This window comes from Humidesulfovibrio idahonensis (assembly GCF_054657715.1).
The window spans coordinates 483,709-500,626 of record NZ_BAAHYE010000002.1 but is presented as its reverse complement, the minus strand read 5'-3'; the positions used below and the strand labels follow the sequence as shown (position 1 = coordinate 500,626).

Annotated in this window: 13 protein-coding genes; 9 read left to right on the top strand and 4 right to left on the bottom strand. The window is 65.2% G+C overall.

The window, feature by feature from the left end; genetic code table 11:
- Nucleotides 1-75: 75 nt before the first annotated feature.
- Nucleotides 76-2,079, top strand: coding sequence for a methyl-accepting chemotaxis protein (locus ACYQ4W_RS02630; RefSeq protein ID WP_459854435.1), 2,004 nt, complete (start codon nt 76-78; stop codon nt 2,077-2,079).
- An 88-nt stretch (nt 2,080-2,167) separates the two neighbouring features.
- Here ACYQ4W_RS02630 and ACYQ4W_RS02625 read toward each other — a convergent pair whose 3' ends face one another.
- Nucleotides 2,168-4,264 carry a molybdopterin-dependent oxidoreductase gene (locus ACYQ4W_RS02625; RefSeq protein ID WP_459852466.1) on the bottom strand — a complete coding sequence of 699 codons (2,097 nt, stop codon included), beginning with the start codon at nt 4,262-4,264 and terminating at the stop codon, nt 2,168-2,170.
- Nucleotides 4,265-4,589: 325 nt separating this feature from the next.
- Here ACYQ4W_RS02625 and ACYQ4W_RS02620 point away from each other — a divergent pair, with 325 nt between their 5' ends.
- The 3 genes from ACYQ4W_RS02620 to ACYQ4W_RS02610 all read left to right on the top strand — a co-directional run bounded on the left by ACYQ4W_RS02620 (nt 4,590) and on the right by ACYQ4W_RS02610 (nt 6,898).
- Complete coding sequence (locus ACYQ4W_RS02620; RefSeq protein WP_459852463.1) at nt 4,590-5,045, top strand: 4Fe-4S dicluster domain-containing protein; 456 nt, start codon at nt 4,590-4,592, stop codon at nt 5,043-5,045.
- Nucleotides 5,046-5,122: 77 nt separating this feature from the next.
- On the top strand, nt 5,123-6,370 hold the full coding sequence (locus ACYQ4W_RS02615) for a sulfite exporter TauE/SafE family protein (RefSeq protein ID WP_459852461.1): 1,248 nt from the start codon (nt 5,123-5,125) through the stop codon (nt 6,368-6,370).
- Nucleotides 6,371-6,427: 57 nt separating this feature from the next.
- Nucleotides 6,428-6,898, top strand: a complete 471-nt coding sequence (locus ACYQ4W_RS02610; RefSeq protein WP_459852459.1) for a hypothetical protein — start codon at nt 6,428-6,430, stop codon at nt 6,896-6,898.
- A gap of 60 nt (nt 6,899-6,958) precedes the next feature.
- Here the strand turns inward: ACYQ4W_RS02610 and ACYQ4W_RS02605 are convergent, their stop codons facing one another.
- From ACYQ4W_RS02605 to ACYQ4W_RS02595, 3 genes are read right to left on the bottom strand one after another with little or no spacing between them, the layout of a single operon-like run.
- The gene (locus ACYQ4W_RS02605; RefSeq protein WP_459852457.1) at nt 6,959-7,663 is read right to left on the bottom strand and encodes an STAS domain-containing protein; all 705 of its coding nucleotides are present in this window, start codon (nt 7,661-7,663) and stop codon (nt 6,959-6,961) included.
- A gap of 28 nt (nt 7,664-7,691) precedes the next feature.
- Complete coding sequence (locus tag ACYQ4W_RS02600) at nt 7,692-9,716, bottom strand: ATP-binding protein (RefSeq protein ID WP_459852455.1); 2,025 nt, start codon at nt 9,714-9,716, stop codon at nt 7,692-7,694.
- On the bottom strand, nt 9,713-10,936 hold the full coding sequence (locus ACYQ4W_RS02595) for an ABC transporter substrate-binding protein (RefSeq protein ID WP_459854433.1): 1,224 nt from the start codon (nt 10,934-10,936) through the stop codon (nt 9,713-9,715). Before ACYQ4W_RS02595 ends, ACYQ4W_RS02600 begins: the two co-directional genes overlap by 4 nt.
- Before the next feature lie 252 nt (nt 10,937-11,188).
- On the opposite strand from ACYQ4W_RS02595, the gene ACYQ4W_RS02590 reads away from it, so the two are divergent.
- The 5 genes from ACYQ4W_RS02590 to ACYQ4W_RS02570 all read left to right on the top strand — a co-directional run bounded on the left by ACYQ4W_RS02590 (nt 11,189) and on the right by ACYQ4W_RS02570 (nt 16,915).
- A complete protein-coding gene (locus ACYQ4W_RS02590) occupies nt 11,189-12,052 on the top strand; it encodes a transposase (RefSeq protein WP_459852453.1) in 864 nt (287 codons plus the stop codon).
- 68 nt (nt 12,053-12,120) lie between these two features.
- A complete protein-coding gene (locus tag ACYQ4W_RS02585) occupies nt 12,121-12,345 on the top strand; it encodes a hypothetical protein (protein WP_459852450.1) in 225 nt (74 codons plus the stop codon).
- 28 nt (nt 12,346-12,373) lie between these two features.
- Entirely contained in the window at nt 12,374-15,451 is a 3,078-nt protein-coding gene (fdnG, locus tag ACYQ4W_RS02580; protein ID WP_459852447.1) for a formate dehydrogenase-N subunit alpha, read from the top strand.
- Between the two features lie 12 nt (nt 15,452-15,463).
- Nucleotides 15,464-16,198, top strand: a complete 735-nt coding sequence (locus tag ACYQ4W_RS02575) for a 4Fe-4S dicluster domain-containing protein (RefSeq protein WP_459852445.1) — start codon at nt 15,464-15,466, stop codon at nt 16,196-16,198.
- A 147-nt stretch (nt 16,199-16,345) separates the two neighbouring features.
- On the top strand, nt 16,346-16,915 hold the full coding sequence (locus ACYQ4W_RS02570) for a peroxiredoxin family protein (protein ID WP_459852442.1): 570 nt from the start codon (nt 16,346-16,348) through the stop codon (nt 16,913-16,915).
- Nucleotides 16,916-16,918: the final 3 nt, after the last annotated feature.

The following is a 16,918-nucleotide window of genomic DNA, read 5'->3' as shown; positions in this document are numbered from 1 at the left end:
CTATAGTCCATTATCCGTGGCCGCACATAGGCCCGCGTAATAACTATTACAACAGGAGGATACCCTGTGAAGCGCATGACCATCAAAGCGCTACTTATCATATTGGGCTGCGTAACTCTTGCAGGATTCGCCTCGACCCTCATTTTATTCACACTGCAGTCGAGGCATATCGACAGCACATTCGAGGACATCATCAATGTAGACGAGGCGTTGCTTGGGCAACTGCAGGAAATGTACGCCCAAGGGCTGCAGACCGAGCAGGCCACGCGCAACGTGGTGCTGAACCCCGTGGATAAAACCGCGCGCAAAAACTACGAGACAGCCAACAACAAGTTCAGCAAGTCCCTTGAGGTGGCGTTGCGTCTGTCCAAGGGCCCCATGGCCGAGGCGTTGAAGCCCCTGCCGGCCCTCTGGACCGAGTCTGGCGCGCTGAAGGCCGAGGTGATGACCCTGGGCACGGAGGGCAAGACCGAGGCGGCCATCGATCTGCTGAACACAAAAGAAACCAAGAAGTGGCGCGAGATCAAGGACATCGTCCAAAAGGCCATCGAGGAACAGGGCAAGACCTCCAAGGCCGCCTTTGAGGCGTACAAAGCCAGCGAGGGCCGCTCCTTCCAGGTGGTGCTGACCATGGGGCTCATCCTGCTCGCGGCCATGTCCGTGCTGCTGTTCATGGGCGGCCGCATGATTCTGCGCCCCCTGCGCGAGATCCAGGCCTTCGCCCTCTGCCAGGCCGCGGGCAACTTCGAGCAGTGCCTGCTGGGAGAGTTCACCGGCGAGCTCAAGGAGGTCTCCGGCGCGCTGGAGGCCATGGCCGCCAAGGTGCAGGACTCCCTCGGCTTCACCCAGGGCGTGCTGGGCGGCATAGCCACCCCGTATGTGGTGGTTGATGAGTCCAGCAAGCTCTCCATGACCAACCAGCCCCTGCTGGACCTCTTGCAGCACCAGGGCAGGCCGGAGGACTTCATCGGGCAGAACGTGGCCCACTTCTTCTACGGCGACGCCACGCGCAAGACCGTGCTCAGCACCGCCATGGAGGAGAACAAGACCGTGCTGCGCGAGGTGGACCTCACCGGGCGCAAGGGCGCGGTGCGCCGCATCTACATCTCCGCCTCGCCTCTTTACAATTCCATCAACGGCAAGCTCATGGGCGCGCTGTGCCTGTACACAGACCTGACCGAGCTGCGCGAGAAGGAATCGCAGATCATGGCCCAGAACCAGGTCGTCACCGACGCGGCCAAGCAGGCCGAGGCAGTGGTGCACGCCCTGCTCGACTGCTCCAGGCGGCTCTCCGACCAGATCGCCAAGGCCGAGGACGGCGCGGCGCAGCAGCGCGAGCGTGCCGGCGCAACCACCCAGGCCATGGGCGACATGAGCGAGTCCATCCGCGGCGCAACCGAGAGCGCGGACGTGGCGGCCAAGGGCGCGGAAAACGCCGGCGGCAAGGCCGACGAAGGCGCGGGCGTCGTGCGCGAGGTCGTCTCCTCCGTGGAGGAGGTGCGCACCCAGGCCATGGCCCTGAAGGAGAACATGGGCAACCTGGGCCGCCAGGCCGAGGCCATCGGCCAGATCATGAACGTCATCAGCGACATTGCCGACCAGACCAACCTGCTGGCCTTGAACGCCGCCATCGAGGCGGCCCGCGCGGGCGATGCGGGCCGCGGCTTCGCCGTCGTGGCCGACGAAGTGCGCAAGCTGGCCGAAAAGACCATGAACGCCACCCGCGAGGTGGGCGAGGCCATCGGCAGCATCCAGCAGGGCACGCGGGCCAACGTGGCCCAGGTGGACCAGGCCGCGCGCGCCATCGAGCGCACCTCGGAGCTGGCCGGCCGCTCCGGCGAGGCCCTGAGCCAGATCGTCGGCATGGTCAACGACACCACCCTGCGCGTGCGCGGCATAGCCACCGCCGTGGAGTTGCAGGCCAGCGCCAGCATGCAGGTGGACGAGGCCGTGGGCGAGATCAACGACATCGCCCTGCGCACCTCCGCCGGCATGGACGAGGCCGCCCGCGACGTGGACGAACTGAAGCGCCTGGCCGACCAGCTGCGCGAAGTCATAGAGGGCATGGCCAAGGCCTGAGCCTCCGGCGCGCGGCAAAGAAAAGGCCCGCCCCAGGCATGTCCTGGCGGCGGGCCTTTTGGCGTCTTGTGAACGGACCTGCGGCGGCCTAGGCCTCCACGCGGCGCACGGTGACGTAGTTCTCCTGCATGGCCACGGCGCCGCCCGCCTTGTCCCAGCGGCCGAAACCGCCCGGCATGAGCTCGTTGTCCGAAACGCCGCGGCCCTGGGCCCGGCTCTCCACCGGCAGGGTGTGGCCGAAGCCGTGCACGGTGAACACGCACTCGGCGTGGATGAACTCCGTGACAAAGGCGCGCAGGCGTCCAGGCGTGCCGCCCGCGGCCACGGGCGCCACCTCAACCATGTCCATGTGCTCGATGCCCAGGGCCTTGGCCCGAGTCTTGTTGATCCACAGCACGTTCTCCGGCATGAGCTCGAAGAGCAGCGGATTGTTCACCGTGTGGCCTTGCGTGTGCAGTCCGCAGCGGCCAAAGGCGATGCGGAAGGCATCCTTCGGCGGATGCGCCGGCGAGACATACGCGGGCAGGGCCTCCAGCCCGTCCTTCAGCAGCTTGGCCGAAAGCATCTCGATCTTGCCGGAGGGCGTTTTGAACGAAAGCGGCTTGTACGTGGGCTTGGGCGCAAGCTCCACAAAGCCCTTGGCTTCGAAGTCCGCCAGACTGACGCCCGTGCCCTCGAGCTGGCGCGACCACAATTCCTCCGGCCGGGTCACGGCCAGGGGCTCCATGCCCAGGCGCTTGGCCAGCCCGGCGTAGATCTCCCAGTCGGCGCGGGTGTCGAAGCGCGGGGCCACGGCGCGCTTTCTGATGAAGAACTGCGGCTTGAGCCCGCCCTTGCTGCCGAGGATGCTCTCCCGCTCCAGGTACGTGCTCATGGGCAGCACCACGTCGGCGTTCCAGGCCGTGTCGGACCAGCTGAAGGTGACGGCCACCAGCAGGTCGAGCTTCTCCCACAGCTTTTTCACGGCCTGCTGATCGGGGAAGGCCATGAGCGGGTCGTGCCGGTGGGCGATGTAGGCCTTGATGGGATAGGGCTTGCCCGAGGCGATGGCCTCGAAGGCCAGGTTGACCAGCCCGGGCCCGCCGTCGAAGTGCGTTCTGCCCTCGCCCCACCCGGCCCCGTCCACGCGGGGCTTCTCCGGCTTGGGAAACAGCTCCATGAGCGGCCTGAGCCCCTTGCGGCCCACGTCTCCCGGCTTGCAGGAGAGCGGCAGGCCGCCCTTGGCGCCTATGGCCCCCATGAGGGCGTTGATGATGTACGCCGTGCGGCTGACGTAGAACGAGTCCTCGTAGCGCGCCGTCATCCAGCCCGGATGCCAGATGACCTGGGGCGCGGCCTTGGCGAACTGGCGCACGAACAGGCGCAAAGCCTGGGCGGAGACGCCGGTTTCCTTCTCGGCGAACTCCGCCGTGTAGGGCTCGACAAAGGCCCTGAGCGCGTCCAGGTCGGCTATCCATTCCTTGACGAAGGCGCGGTCGTAGAGCTTTTCGGCCAGGATGGTGTTGATGACCGCGAGGTTGAAGGCATAGTCCGTGCCGGGGCGGACGAGGAAGAAGTTGTCCGCCTTGGCGGCGGGCACGTTGGCGCGGATGTCCACCACGGTGAGCTTGCACCCGGCCTCGCGGGCGTCCATGAGGTCGTTGACCTCCTTCACGTTGATGGCTTCCAGGATGTTGCGGCTCTGCAGCACCACGTGCCGCGCGTTCTTCAGGTCGTACACCAGCTCCTTGCGGCCGCAGCCGAACACGGAAAGGGCCGCGTGCTGCACGTTGCGCGCGCAGGCTGTGTCGTGGTTGCAGTAGTTGGGCGAGCCGAACCCGCGCACAAAGGCGCGCGTCAAATCGACGAAAGGTCCGCCGCGGTCGGAGAGCAGCAGCGCCTCCGGTCCGTGCTCGGTGCGGATGGCCGCGAGCTTGTCCGCGACGTAGTCGAGGGCTTCGTCCCACGAGACGGCGCGCCATTTGCCCTCGCCGCGCCCGCCGGCGCGGATGAGCGGCGTCTGGGGACGTTCGTCGTCGTAGAGCAGGGCCGGTCCGGCCGCGCCGCGCGCGCACAGGGCGCCCTTCACTCCCGCCGCGTGCGGGTTGCCAAAGACCGAAACCACCCGGCCGTCTTCTACATCAACAGCGGCGGGACAGCGCACTGTGCACATGCCGCAGACGCTGTACGTTATTTCTCGACCCATGAGGCCCTCCTGAATACAAGTCAAAAGACGATGCATACCCCCTTAGCACAACCCATCAGTCCTGGCTAGGGGGGAAGAGCGATATTCCAACACCAGAGCCGCTATGCGGCGAAATCTATTCCATCCCACAAAATAGGAATTGATGTGCGTATATGAGAAAAAAAGAACGAATAGGCGCGTCACTTGACAACCCGCTTAACGTTATGGTTTACGATGCTGAACTGGGAATACCTCTCCAGGGTGTGCTGGCGCGTTGCGCAAACGCTCACGCCCTGCCAGCAACGGGAATCACTTCAACTTTTGGAAGGACAGGGCGGGGTGAATCATGAGCCTCTACCGTATCGCGCTTAATCCCAACCGCTGCATAGGCTGCAAGGCCTGTCTTGTTCACTGCAACATGCGCAACAAGCTCCCGGCCGGATTGTCGCTGAACCGCATCAAGGCCCTTGGCCCCTTTACCGGACCGGACGGCAGGCCGCGCATGGAGTTCGTCTACCAGAACTGCATGCAGTGCGACGACCCCTTCTGCGTCAAGGTGTGCCCCGCCGGCGCCCTTGCCAAACGCCCGGAGGACGGGCTGGTCTGGCTCGACAACGACGCCTGCATCGGCTGCCAGCGCTGCGCGGACGCCTGCCCCTGGGATGTCCCCGTCTTCATCGAGGCCTGGGGAAAAACGAAGAAGTGCGACTATTGCAAGGACCGGGTCGACCAGGGTATGGACCCCGCCTGCGTTACCGGCTGCACGGCAAAGGCCCTTACGTTCGTCCGTCCCGCCTCATAAAACCGCGACCTATGCTCCGCGTGTGCGGCGCGGAGCTGTGACATAGGGCTACTATAATCTGGAGGAGTGTTGTGAACATGAACAAACGTCATTACCTGACTCTTGCTGCCGCCACATTGGCGGTCAGCCTGTGGCTGGGCGTTGCAGCAGCCCAGCAGGCCGCTCCGGCCCCGGCCGCGACGGAGACCAAAGCCGTTGAAGTGGCCAATGCCACCAACGCCGCCAAACCGGCCGACGCGGCCAGCACCGGCAACAAGCTTGCCGACGCCATCGCCAAGGCCCCCCGCGGCACCGAGCCCGGCATGATCGACGAGACCAAGCCCACGGGCTTCCTCGGCATTCCCGGCGCGCCCAACGTCAGCATCATCCTGGCCTTTGCCTGGGCGGTGTGGGTCGGCTGGATCTTCTCCACCGTGGGCGCCTTCGGCGGCGTCATGGCGGGCGTGGGCCACATGAGCGTGTTCGGCTTCGGCAACTATGCCGGCGGGCTGAAGAAGACCGCGCCGGAACTCGGCAAGATCGTCACCGACTCCATCAAGGCCTCCAACCAGTTCCTGGTCGGCACCTCGGCGGCCATCAGCTCCTTCAACTACCTCAAGATGAAGCGCCTTGTGCTGCCGCTGGCCATCAGCCTGGGCCTGGGCTCCCTCTTGGGCGCTTATGGCGCGGCCGCCCTTTCCGCGGGCAAGCTCGACTTCAAGTCCTACCAGGGCTACTTCGGCCTGTTCGTTCTGTTCTTGGGCTGCTGGCTTTTCTACCAGACCACCCCGGGCGCCAAGAGCAAGCAGAAGACCGCCAAAGAGGCCGCCAAGGCCTTCGAGGACGCCGTGAAGAAGCAGAAGTGCGGCGAAAAAATTGAAGAATGCAATCTTGGCCTCAAGATCCAGCGCTTCACCATGGCCACCTGCGAATTCACCTTCTACGGCGTGCCCTTCCACTTCAATCCCTTTGTCCCCTTCCTGGGCGGCATCGTGATCTCCGCCGTGGCTGCCTTCCTGGGCGTCGGCGGCGGCTTCCTGCTGGTGCCCTTCCTCACCAGCGTCACCCAACTGCCCATGTACCTGGCCGCGGGCACCAGCGCCCTGGCCGTGCTCGTCAGCATGATCACCAGCATCGTCACCCTCATCAGCAAGGGCACTCCCATCGAGTGGCACCTGGTGGGCATCGAGCTCGTGGGCATCACCCTCGGCTCCATCGTGGGCCCCATGACCTCCAAGTACCTCTCCGACGCCCTGATGAAGCGCATCTTCATCGTGCTTTCGCTCTACATCGGCCTCGGCTACACCCTGGCCGGCTTCGCCGGCATCAAGATTCCCGGCGTGTAAGACGCCAGGCATCGGGCTCCTCCTCCGCAAGGGGGAGGGGCCCCTTTCGCCAACGCCATGAACCCCTTCCAAATTCTCGACGCGATATTGATCGCCCCCTTCCGCCTGCCGGGACCGCCCGAGGCTGGCTTCGTCTTTGGCGTCTTCGTTCTGGCCGTGGCCAGCGCGGCTTTGGGCAAAGCCAGCATGGCCCTGGTGGCCCGCGTGCAGCGCGTCCGCCAGGAGCGCGAGGAAGGCGATGCGCAAAAGCACAGCGACCTTTCCGTGCGCGCCCTGCAGGAGGGCGACAAGAAGGCCTACCTGGCGCAAAACCACCTGGCGCAGCAAGCCTACGGCAACACCCTGGCCCTTTCCGCCGGGCGGGGCGCCGGCCTGCTTTGGCCCGCCTGCGCCGCCCTCACCTGGCTTTCGTGGCGCTTCGACGGCATCCCCATGCCCTTCTTGTGGCGCAGCGCAGGTCCGGCCTCCTATTTCATTCCACTGTACATCCTCGCCCTGTGGGGCCTTGGCCGCTTGCTGCGCAAATAAAACGCCGCGCTCCCCGGCCATGCGGAAAGCGCGGCGCAAAAAGCGCGATGTTCAGGCGGATCAGCCGGGCGTCTGCATGCGGCTGGGCTCCACCAGCCGCGATATGCCCACCACCTCGAAGACCTTGCGGAAGTTCTCGGACAAGCCGCGGATGCGCACGCTGTCGCCGTTGTCGCGCGCCTCTTGCAGCAGGCGCGTCAAAATGGCCAGCCCGGCCCCGTTGATGCTCGCGTTCTCGTCGAAGTCCAGCACGATTTCGGCCTTGTCCAGGGCCCGCGCAGCGGCCATGGCCCGGATCAGAAACGGCTCGGAGCGCGCGGTGACGCTGCCGCGCAGAATGAGCGCCGCCGCCCCGTCCTCCTCGGTTACAGCGATCTCCTGCTTGTGCGTTCTGGCGATGGCCAGGCGCTCCTCCGCGCGGGAAAGCGCCTGGCTCAAGCCCTGGCGCTGCACAGGCTTGTTGAGGAAATCCGTGGCGTCGAGGTTGAGCGCGCGTATGGCCAGCTCCATGTCGCCGTGGCCGGTGATGACGATGACCTCGGCGTGGGGGTCCAGGTCCTTGATGCGCCGCAGGGCCTCGATGCCGTCCATGACCGGCATCTTGATGTCCGTGAGCACGATGCCGGGCCGTTCGCGTTCGAAGATCTCCACGCCCTCGGCCCCGTTGGCGGCGGTCAGGGTCTCGTAGCCATAGGCCCCCAAAAGCAGGCGGAACATGTTCAGCGTGGGCTGCTCGTCGTCGATGACCAGTATTTTCTTGTCCATGCGTGCTTCCTTCCTTCTGCCGCCGTTCTCATGCCGCTTGGGGGAAAATCAGGCTGATGCGCGCGCCGCGCCCGGGTGCGCTCTCGATGCGGATCTCGCCGCCGTAGTCGCGCACGATGCCATAGCTGATGGCCAGCCCCAGGCCCATGCCCTGCCCCGTCTCCTTGGTGGTGAAAAAGGGCTCGAAGATCTTGTCGCGCACGCCCTCGTCCAGCCCGATGCCCGTGTCGGACACGCTGACGACCACGAAACCGCCGCCCGCGCACGTCTCTATGGTGATGAGCCGCAGCGCGCCCGAGTCCGTCGGCTGGCTCTTTTCGTTTATAGCATCGCGCGCGTTGGTCAAGAGGTTGAAAAAGACCTGCTGCAGGCGGTTGTCGTGGGCCAGCACCGGGGGCAGGTTTTCGCCCAGGTCGAGCCGGAAGCGGATGTTGTCCAGCTCGAACTGGCGGCGCACGATGGTCAGCACGCTGGTCACGGGATGGTTCACGTCCACGCGCTCCTTGAAGATCTCCGCCTTGCGGCCAAAGGCCCGCAGGGTGTTGATGATCTCCGCGGCGCGGTCCACCTGGCCGCTTATCTCGCGCACCACCTGGCGGAACGACTCGGGCGTGACCGCATGGCCCTGCTCGTCCAAAAGCGCCAAAAACTCGCTGCCCATCTTGATGGCGTTGAGCGGCTGGTTCAGCTCGTGGGCGATGCCCGCGCTCATCTCGCCCAGGGACTTCATCTTGCCCGCCTGAATGAGCTGGGCGTCCTTTTCGATCATCTCGGTGATGTCCGTGACGGAGATGATGATGGCGTGCCGGCCCCGGTAGGAGATGGAGCAGGCGTGGACGTTGACGTAGAAGGGACGCTGGCCTTTTTTGTAGTGCAGCACCTTGGGATGATACAGGCAGCCCGCGGCCGCGGTCGGGCCTCCGTCGCCTGCTCCTGGCGCGTCTTCTCCCGCAAAGGAGAGCAGGCAGTCGTCGCGGTTCTCCGGTCCGAGGGAAAGATAGCTCTTGCCCAGCAGCTCGTGCTTTTCATAGCCGTAGAGCTCCAGCGCGCGCGGGTTCGCGTCCTTGATGGCGAAGTCCGCGCAGTCCACCACGAACACCGGGTCCGGGCCGGAGTCGAAGAGCGAACGGTACTTCTCCTCGCTTTCGCGCAGGCGGCGGCGATAGAGCTTGATGCTCCAGACCATGTTGCGGAAGCTGTCTCCCAACTGGACCACCTCGTCGCCCTGGCGCTTGCGGTAGAACACGCAGCTTTCGCAGGTGCGGTGCACCACGGCCTGCCGCGCGGACTGGTCGAAGTGCCAGCAGGGCATCTCGGTGTCCGCATAGGCCGGGCAGTCCATGGGCCGCCAGCGCTCGTCTTCCTCCTGCATGTCGAGGGAGATGTTGAAGTTCCCGCGCGAGAGCTCGTCGGAAATGCGCGTGAGCTTGGACAGGGGCCGGATGATGTGCCGGGTCAAGCGGTCGGAAAGATAGAAGGTGATGAGGATGACGGCCGAGATGAAGCCCAGGAAGGTGAGCCGCAGGGTGGCGATGAGGCTGTCGATGTGGCTCTTGGAAAGGCCCACGTGCACGGAGCCGATGCGGTACAGGCCTTCGTTCATGGGCACGGCGATGTCGTGGATGGATTCGTGCTCCACGTTGACCAGCCGCACGCTGCGGCTTTCGCCCGGCTCAAGGACGTTGGCCTGGCGCAGCTCCGCCGGAAAGGCGCGCGTCATGGTGTGGGCCAGCACCAGGCCGTCCTGGTCGGTGACGAAGATGTAGGCGATGAGGTTCTTGCGCTCGTGCAGGCGCGCTTCGTCGAAGATGAGCGAAAGCAGCATGGGCGTGTTCTTGTCCAGCACATACGCGCCGCCGCGCTCGGCCACGGAGTGGGCGATGGCGCTGCCGCGCAGCTCCAGTTCCGCGGTGAGCGAGGACACCAGGATGTACCGGGCGAGAAAGGCTATGGCCACGCTGATGCCCAGCACCACCCCAAGAATGGACAGGAAGATCTTGTTTTTGAGGCTCAAGGACTCGTAGCGCGCAAGGGCGCGGCGCACCGGGCTCATGGCGCGCCCCCGTTGCCGGAGCCCCGCTGGCGGGTCAGGGCGCGGCCGACATTGGGCCAGGAGTCCACAAGGGTGAACTGGCCTTCCACCAGCCGCGTGAAGAACACCTGGCGCAGCCCCTGGTGGTTGTCCGGCCCGAAGGAAGCCACCAGCCCGGGCCCCAGCTCCAGGTCGCGGATGGACTCCAGGGCCTGGATGAAGCCCTCGCGGGTGAGGTTTCTGCCCGCGCGCTCCAGGGCCTCCACAAGAATGCGGGCGTTGTAGTAGCCCTCAAGCCCCACGGAGTTGGGCTTGTCCTCCGGATAATACTTGGCCAAAAGCTCCACGTATTGCCGCGCGCCGCCCTGGGGCGCGCTCGAGGCGCTCTCGATGGGCGGCACCACCTGGCTCATGATGACCACGGCGCCGGGCTTCGGCCCCAGCCTGCGGGCCAGCTCCTCCGCGCCCACGAACGACACGGCGTAGAAAATGGGCCCGAAGCCGGAGTCTTTGGCCAGCTCCACAAAGCGCGCGCACGGGTCGGAGGTGCCGATCATGACCACGGCCTCGGCGCGGGAGTCCTCGATCTTGGCGAAGCCGTCTTCTATGTCCAGGGTGCCGCGCACATAGGAACCGCGCGCCACCGGAGCCAGACCGAACTCCTTCAGCGCCAGCTCCGTGCCGGTCAGGCCGTCGAAGCCGTAGGCGTCGTACTGGTAGAACACGGCGATGCGCTTGAGGCCCAGGTCCGCCACAAGATGGCGCACGGCCGCCGCGGTCTCCTGATAGTAGGAGGCGCGGATGTTGACCAGAAAGCGGTTGAAGGGCTCGCGCAGGGCGTTGGCCCCGGTGAACATGCCCAGCAGGGGGATGCGCGCGTCCTCCACCATGGGCAGAATCTTCACCGTGGTGGGCGTGCCCACGTAGCCGAACAAGGCGAAGACCTTGTCCTCCACGATGAGCTTTTGCGTGTTGGCCAGGCAGCGCGGCGGGTCGTAGGCGTCGTCGTAGGGCACAAGCTCGATCCTGCGGCCATGCACGCCGCCGGTCTCGTTCACGTGCTTGAGGTAGCAAAGCGCCCCGCGCAGGGTCTGCGAGCCCAGGTAGCTCGCGTGGCCCGTGAGCGCCAGGGAGGACCCCAGGGTGACGCGCGTCTCCGTGACGCCGGGCGCGCTTTGATCCACGGCCTCCTTGCCGCCCTGCGCGCGGCAGGCGCAAAGCAGCGCGGCCAGAATAAGCATGCACACCGTGCGGTTGAACCAGCTTGCGCCCACATGCCTCCCGAGCAATGATTCCTGCGCGCGGCCGGCGGCGGCACGCGGAAGAGTTCCCGCAGCGTACGTCAGTTGGGGGGCCGCTTCAACCGAAAAGGCGCGCCAAGGCCGCTTTGCCGGGGCGGAAGGATCATCGCCGCGCCTACCCGTCGAAAATCCTCCCCATGCCTTGGCACAGGGCGGACTTCGTGCTATGCAGCAGGGCGAGGTGGCCTGAACATGCCCAACGAGACCGACACCCCCCCGGCTGCGCCGGCAAGCGAGGCCGATGCCCGCGCCGAGCTTTTGGACCTTTGCTGGCCGACGGGCCAAAAGCGTTGCCCTCGCTGCAACACGCCCGCGCCCTATCAGCTGACCGGCGGACGGCTGCGCTGCGGCGGCTGCCGCTACACCTTCCACGACTTCACGGGCCGCTGGCTGAACGAGGCCGGCCTCTCCGCCCTCAAGTGGAACGCCCTGGCACAGGCCTTTACCGAGGAGCTGAGCACCCGCGAGGCCGCGGCAAAGGTCGGCATCTCCTACAACACCGCCTTCAAGGCCCTCACCGTGCTGCGGCTGGCCATTCTCGCCCAAGGGGCGGACGCGCCGCAGCTGCTTGGCCCGGGCGCGCCCCTGGCCGCCCTTCTGGACAGCGGCCGCGAGCCCGAGGAAGCTCCATCCGGCGCGGGCTTGCCGGTGTACGGCATCTTGCACCGCAACCAGCACATCTTTGTGGACCTCTTGCCGGAGCTGACTGCGGAGAGCGTGCTGCACTTCAACCACAACTTCCACCTGCGCGTGGCGCGGCACGGCAGCATCCTCATCACCGACCGCTACAAGACCTACGACGCGCTGATTCTTTGCGGCGACGAAAGCCTGCCCTACCACTACCTGCTGCGCCACCCCGGCCAGGTCTTCGCCGAGAGCGGCGGCTGCGCCTTCTGGGACTTCGCCAAGCCGCGGCTCAAACAATTCAAGGGCTTGTCGTGGCGGCGTTTTCCCCTGTACCTCAAGGAACTCGCCTTGCGCTTCAACCACCGCCAAAGCGACCTGCGCCCTTTTCTGCTCAGCGCTTTGTGCGCGCCGGTGCCAAAACTTGCATAACCGTCCCTTCTTTTGACGCGCACACGTTTTTATGGCCTATCGTGATCCTCATACCGTGGAGGTATTTTATGGATTCCCCATCTTCCACAGAACGTGATCCCGGCCTGACCATGCTCCCCTTCGGGGGCCTGGGCCTGGATCTGGCGGAGGTCCGGCGCAAGGTGTCGGGTCTTTTGCTTGTGCCCTTCCTCAAACAGGAAGCGCCCCTGCAAGAGCCCCGCTTCGACGCGCCCCCCGTGCTCTCCGGAGCCGAGCTGCTCATCCGGCTCGACCGCGAAACGCTCGGCAGCTGACTTTAAACCTCATAACCAAGGAGGCACCATGACGCTTTCACGCAGAGGGTTCTTGAAACTCTCCGCAACCGCAGCCCTCTCCTCCGCCTTCGCCGGAATTGGCTTTGCCGCCAAGCCCGCCGCGGCAAAGGCCGCCGTCGACCGCATAGCCCAGCTCAAGCCAGAGTGGAGCAAGCAGACCACCACCGTGTGCTGCTACTGCGCCGTCGGCTGCGGGCTCATCGTCAACACGGCCCTTTCCGGCGCCAAACGCGCCCTGAACATCGAGGGCGACCCGGACCATCCCATCAATGAAGGCGCGCTGTGCGCCAAGGGCGCCAGCATTTGGCAGCTCGCCGAGGGCAACCCCGGCCAGCCCAACCCGCGCCTGCAAAAGGTCATGTACCGCAAGCCCTACGGCACCAAGTGGGAAGCCAAGAGCTGGGACTGGGCGCTGGAGCGCATCGCCAAAAACATCAAGCGCGACCGCGACGCCAGCTTTGCCGAAAAGAACGCCAAGGGCCTGACCGTGAACCGCTGCGAGGGCATCGCCTCCGTCGGCTCCGCCGCCATGGACAACGAGGAGTGCTGGGCCTACCAGGCCTTTCTGCGTTCGCTGGGGTTAACCTACATAGAACATCAGGCCCGTATTTGACACAGCGCCACTGTGGCGGCTCTGGCAGAGTCGTTCGGACGCGGTGCGATGACCAATCACTGGATCGACCTCAAGAACAGTGATTGCATTCTGATCATGGGCAGCAACGCTGCCGAAAACCATCCCATTTCCTTCAAGTGGGTCACCCGCGCGCAAGAAAAAGGCGCAAAGGTTGTCCATGTGGACCCGCGCTTCACGCGCACCAGCTCCAAGGCGGACCTTTACGCGCCTCTGCGCTCCGGTTCGGACATCGCCTTCCTTGGCGGCCTCATCAACTACATCGTTGAAAAGAACCTCATCTTCAAGGAATACGTGGTGAACTACACCAACGCATCCTTCCTTGTGGGCAAGGACTTCGACTTCAACGACGGCATGTTCAGCGGCTTCAACGACGAGTCCAGAAAGTACGACAAGGCCAAGTGGGCCTTCGACAAGGACGCGGACGGGAACATCAAGCGCGACAACACGCTGGCCAATCCCCGCTGCGTGTACCAGTTGTTGAAAAAGCACTACGGCCGCTACACGCTGGACCGCGTGGTGGAGATGTGCGGCACGCCCAAGGAAAAGGTTCTTGAGGTGTTCGACACCTACGCGGCCACGGGCAAGCCGGACAAGGCCGGCACGGTCATGTACGCCATGGGCTGGACCCAGCACACCGTCGGCGTGCAGAACATCCGCGCCATGAGCATCGTGCAGCTGCTTCTGGGCAACATGGGCGTGGCCGGCGGCGGCGTCAACGCGCTGCGCGGCGAGTCCAACGTGCAGGGCAGCACCGACCAGGCCCTGCTCTACCACATCATCCCCGGCTACCTGCCCACGCCCAACACGGGCGACAAGGCCCTGGCCGACTACCTGAAGCGCATCGCCCCTTCCACCAAGGACCCCAAGAGCCTGAACTGGAAGAAGAACCAGCCCAAGTACGCCGTCAGCCTCATCAAGAGCTTCTACGAGAACGAGGAGCCCGCCAAGGCCTTCGACTGGCTGCCCAAGCTGGAGCCCGGCAAGGACTACTCCTGGCTGACGCTCTTTGACGACATGCTGAAGGGCCAGTTCAAGGGCTTCTTCGCCTGGGGCATGAACCCCGCGTGCTCCGGCGCGAACACCAACAAGACCCGCGAGGCGCTGACCAAGCTCGACTGGCTCGTCAACGTCAACATCTACGACAACGAGACCGGCAGCTTCTGGCAGGGCCCCGGCATGGATCCCAAGAAGATCAAGACCGAGGTCTTCATGCTCCCCTGCTCCGTCAGCGTGGAGAAAGAGGGCTCGGTTTCCAACTCCGGCCGGTGGATGCAGTGGCGCTACCAGGGCCCGAAGCCCCTGGGCGACAGCCGCCCCGACGGCGAGATCATCTACGAACTGGCCCAGAAGGTGCGCGAGCTGTACAAGAAGGAAGGCGGCGCCTTCCCCGCGCCCGTGCTGGGCATGAACTGGGAAGCCATGGGCCACGGACATGAGTTCGACGCCCACAAGACCGCCCGGCTCATCAACGGCTACTACACCCGCGACGTGGAAGTGAAGCAGCCCGATGGCAGCGTGAAGGTCTTCAAGAAGGGCACGCAGGTTGCGGCCTTCCCCGACCTGCGCGACGACGGCAGCACCACCAGCGGCAACTGGGTGTATTGCGGCTCCTACGTGGAGACCGACCCCAAGGGCAACCGCGCGGCCAAGCGCTCCAAGGAGCAGACCCCGGCCCAGGCCAACGTGGGCCTGTACCCCAACTGGTCGTGGGCCTGGCCGGTCAACCGCCGCGTCATCTACAACCGCGCCAGCGTGGACATGACCGGCAAGCCCTACGCCCCGCAAAAGGCCGTGCTGGCCTGGAACGCCGAGGGCAAGAAGTGGGACATCGACGTGGTTGACGGCGGCGGCGCTCCCGGCGCCATCCATCCGTTCATCATGCAGGTGGAGGGCATGGGCGCGCTCTTTGGCCCCGGCCTGAACGACGGTCCCTTCCCCGAGTACTACGAACCGCTGGAATGCCCGGTGAGCGCGCACCCGTATTCCAAGGTGCTGCACAACCCCACGGCCCTCAAGTTCGCGGGAGAGAAGCACAGCGTGTGCGACCCGCGCTTCCCCTTCGTCTGCACCACCTACCGCGTCACCGAGCACTGGCAGACGGGCCTGCAGACCCGGCCCCAGGCCTGGCTGATCGAGGCCGAGCCGCAGATGTTCTGCGAGATGAGCGAAGAGCTCGCGGAGCTGCGCGGCATCAAGAACGGTGAAAAGGTCTGGCTGGAAAACAGCCGCGGCAAGCTCTGGGCCATCGCCATCGTGACCAAGCGCTTCAAGCCCTTCACCGTGCAGGGGCAGACCGTCCATGAAGTGGGCATTCCCTGGCACTTCGGCTGGCGCTGGCCAAACGACAAGAGCGGCGGCGACGCCGCCAACCTGCTGGTGCCCTCCGTGGGCGACCCGAACACCGGCATCCCCGAGTCGAAGGCCTTCATGGTCAACGTCCGGAAGGCTTAAAGGAGGCGCGTCATGAGTAACGGAAAGAGCTTCCTCGTGGACCTGACCAAGTGCACGGCCTGCCGTGGCTGCCAGATCGCCTGCAAGCAGTGGAAAAAGCTGCCCGGCGAAAAAACCAAAAACACCGGCACGCACCAAAATCCGCCGGACTTCAGCTACAATACGCTGCGCGTGGTGCGCTTCAGCGAAAAGGAAGTGGACGGCAAGCTCAACTGGTTCTTCACCCCGGACCAGTGCCGCCACTGCCTGGACGCCCCATGCAAAACCGCGGCCGAGCAGCCCGACTCCATCATCATCGATGAGCAGACCGGCGCTGTCATCTACACCGAGAAGACCGCCAAGGAGAGCTTCGAGGCGGTGCAGAGCATCTGCCCCTACGACGTGCCGAGAATGGACGCCAAGACCAAGCTGATCCGCAAGTGCGACATGTGCAACGACCGCGTGAAAGCGGGCAAGCGCCCGGCCTGCGTCACCTCCTGCCCCACGGGCTGCATGAACTTCGGCGACCGCGAAGACATGCTGAAGCTTGCGGAGGTCCGCCTGGCCGAGGCCAAGAAGAAGCACCCCAAGGCCCAGCTGGTCGACGCGGACACGGTCCGGGTCATCTTCCTCACGGCGGATGCCCCCAACCTGTACGCCAAGAACCTGATGGCCGACGCCTCGACCGCTCCCGCGGGCGTGCGCCAGTACACCAGGCAGGAGCTTTTCGCCGCGCTCAAACGGCCGGTGAAGAACATCCTGGGATAACATTGCGAGACGGTACGCACCTCTAGATAGGAAGCCGCCGGTCCGGACGGTCCGGGCTGGCGGCTTCCCCATCCATGGCGAGGGCGCTGCCGAGCCGCGCAGAATGATTGCCGGCAGGCCAAAGCACGCAAACCGCACGGAGCCCGCATGAACAGACTGGCCGCGCCTCTTTTGGCGCTTTTGCTCTTCGCCGCCTCCATCTTCACCACCGCAGCCCTGGCCGCCAACCCCAAAGCGGGCGACGTGCTGCCGGACCAGGAGGTGAAGGTCCTGCTCACCCCGGCCGAGGCCGAATACCTGGGCCTGCCCGCGGGCACCCGGAGCTTCCGGCTGTCGCAAATCAAGGCCGAGGCCCTGCTGGTGGAGATTTACAGCATGTACTGCCCGCGCTGCCAGGCCGAGGCCCAGGCGGTGAACCGCGTGTTCGCCAGGCTCGCGGCCTCGCCCGAGGGCAAGCGGCTCAAATTTCTGGCCATCGGCGCGGGCAACTCCCCCTTCGAGGTGGAGTTCTTCCGCAAGAAGTACCAGGTGCAAATGCCCATGCTGCCCGATGCAAGCTATGCGCTGCACAAGGTCTTCGGCTCCGTGGGCACGCCCTCGTTCTTCGTCCTCAAGCCCGGGGCCAAGGGCCTTGGCGTCGCCTTCTTCCAGGAGGGCGCGTTTTTGAACGAGGACGACTTCTACGCCCAAGTGCTGCGCGCGGCCGCCCTGCGCTAACCC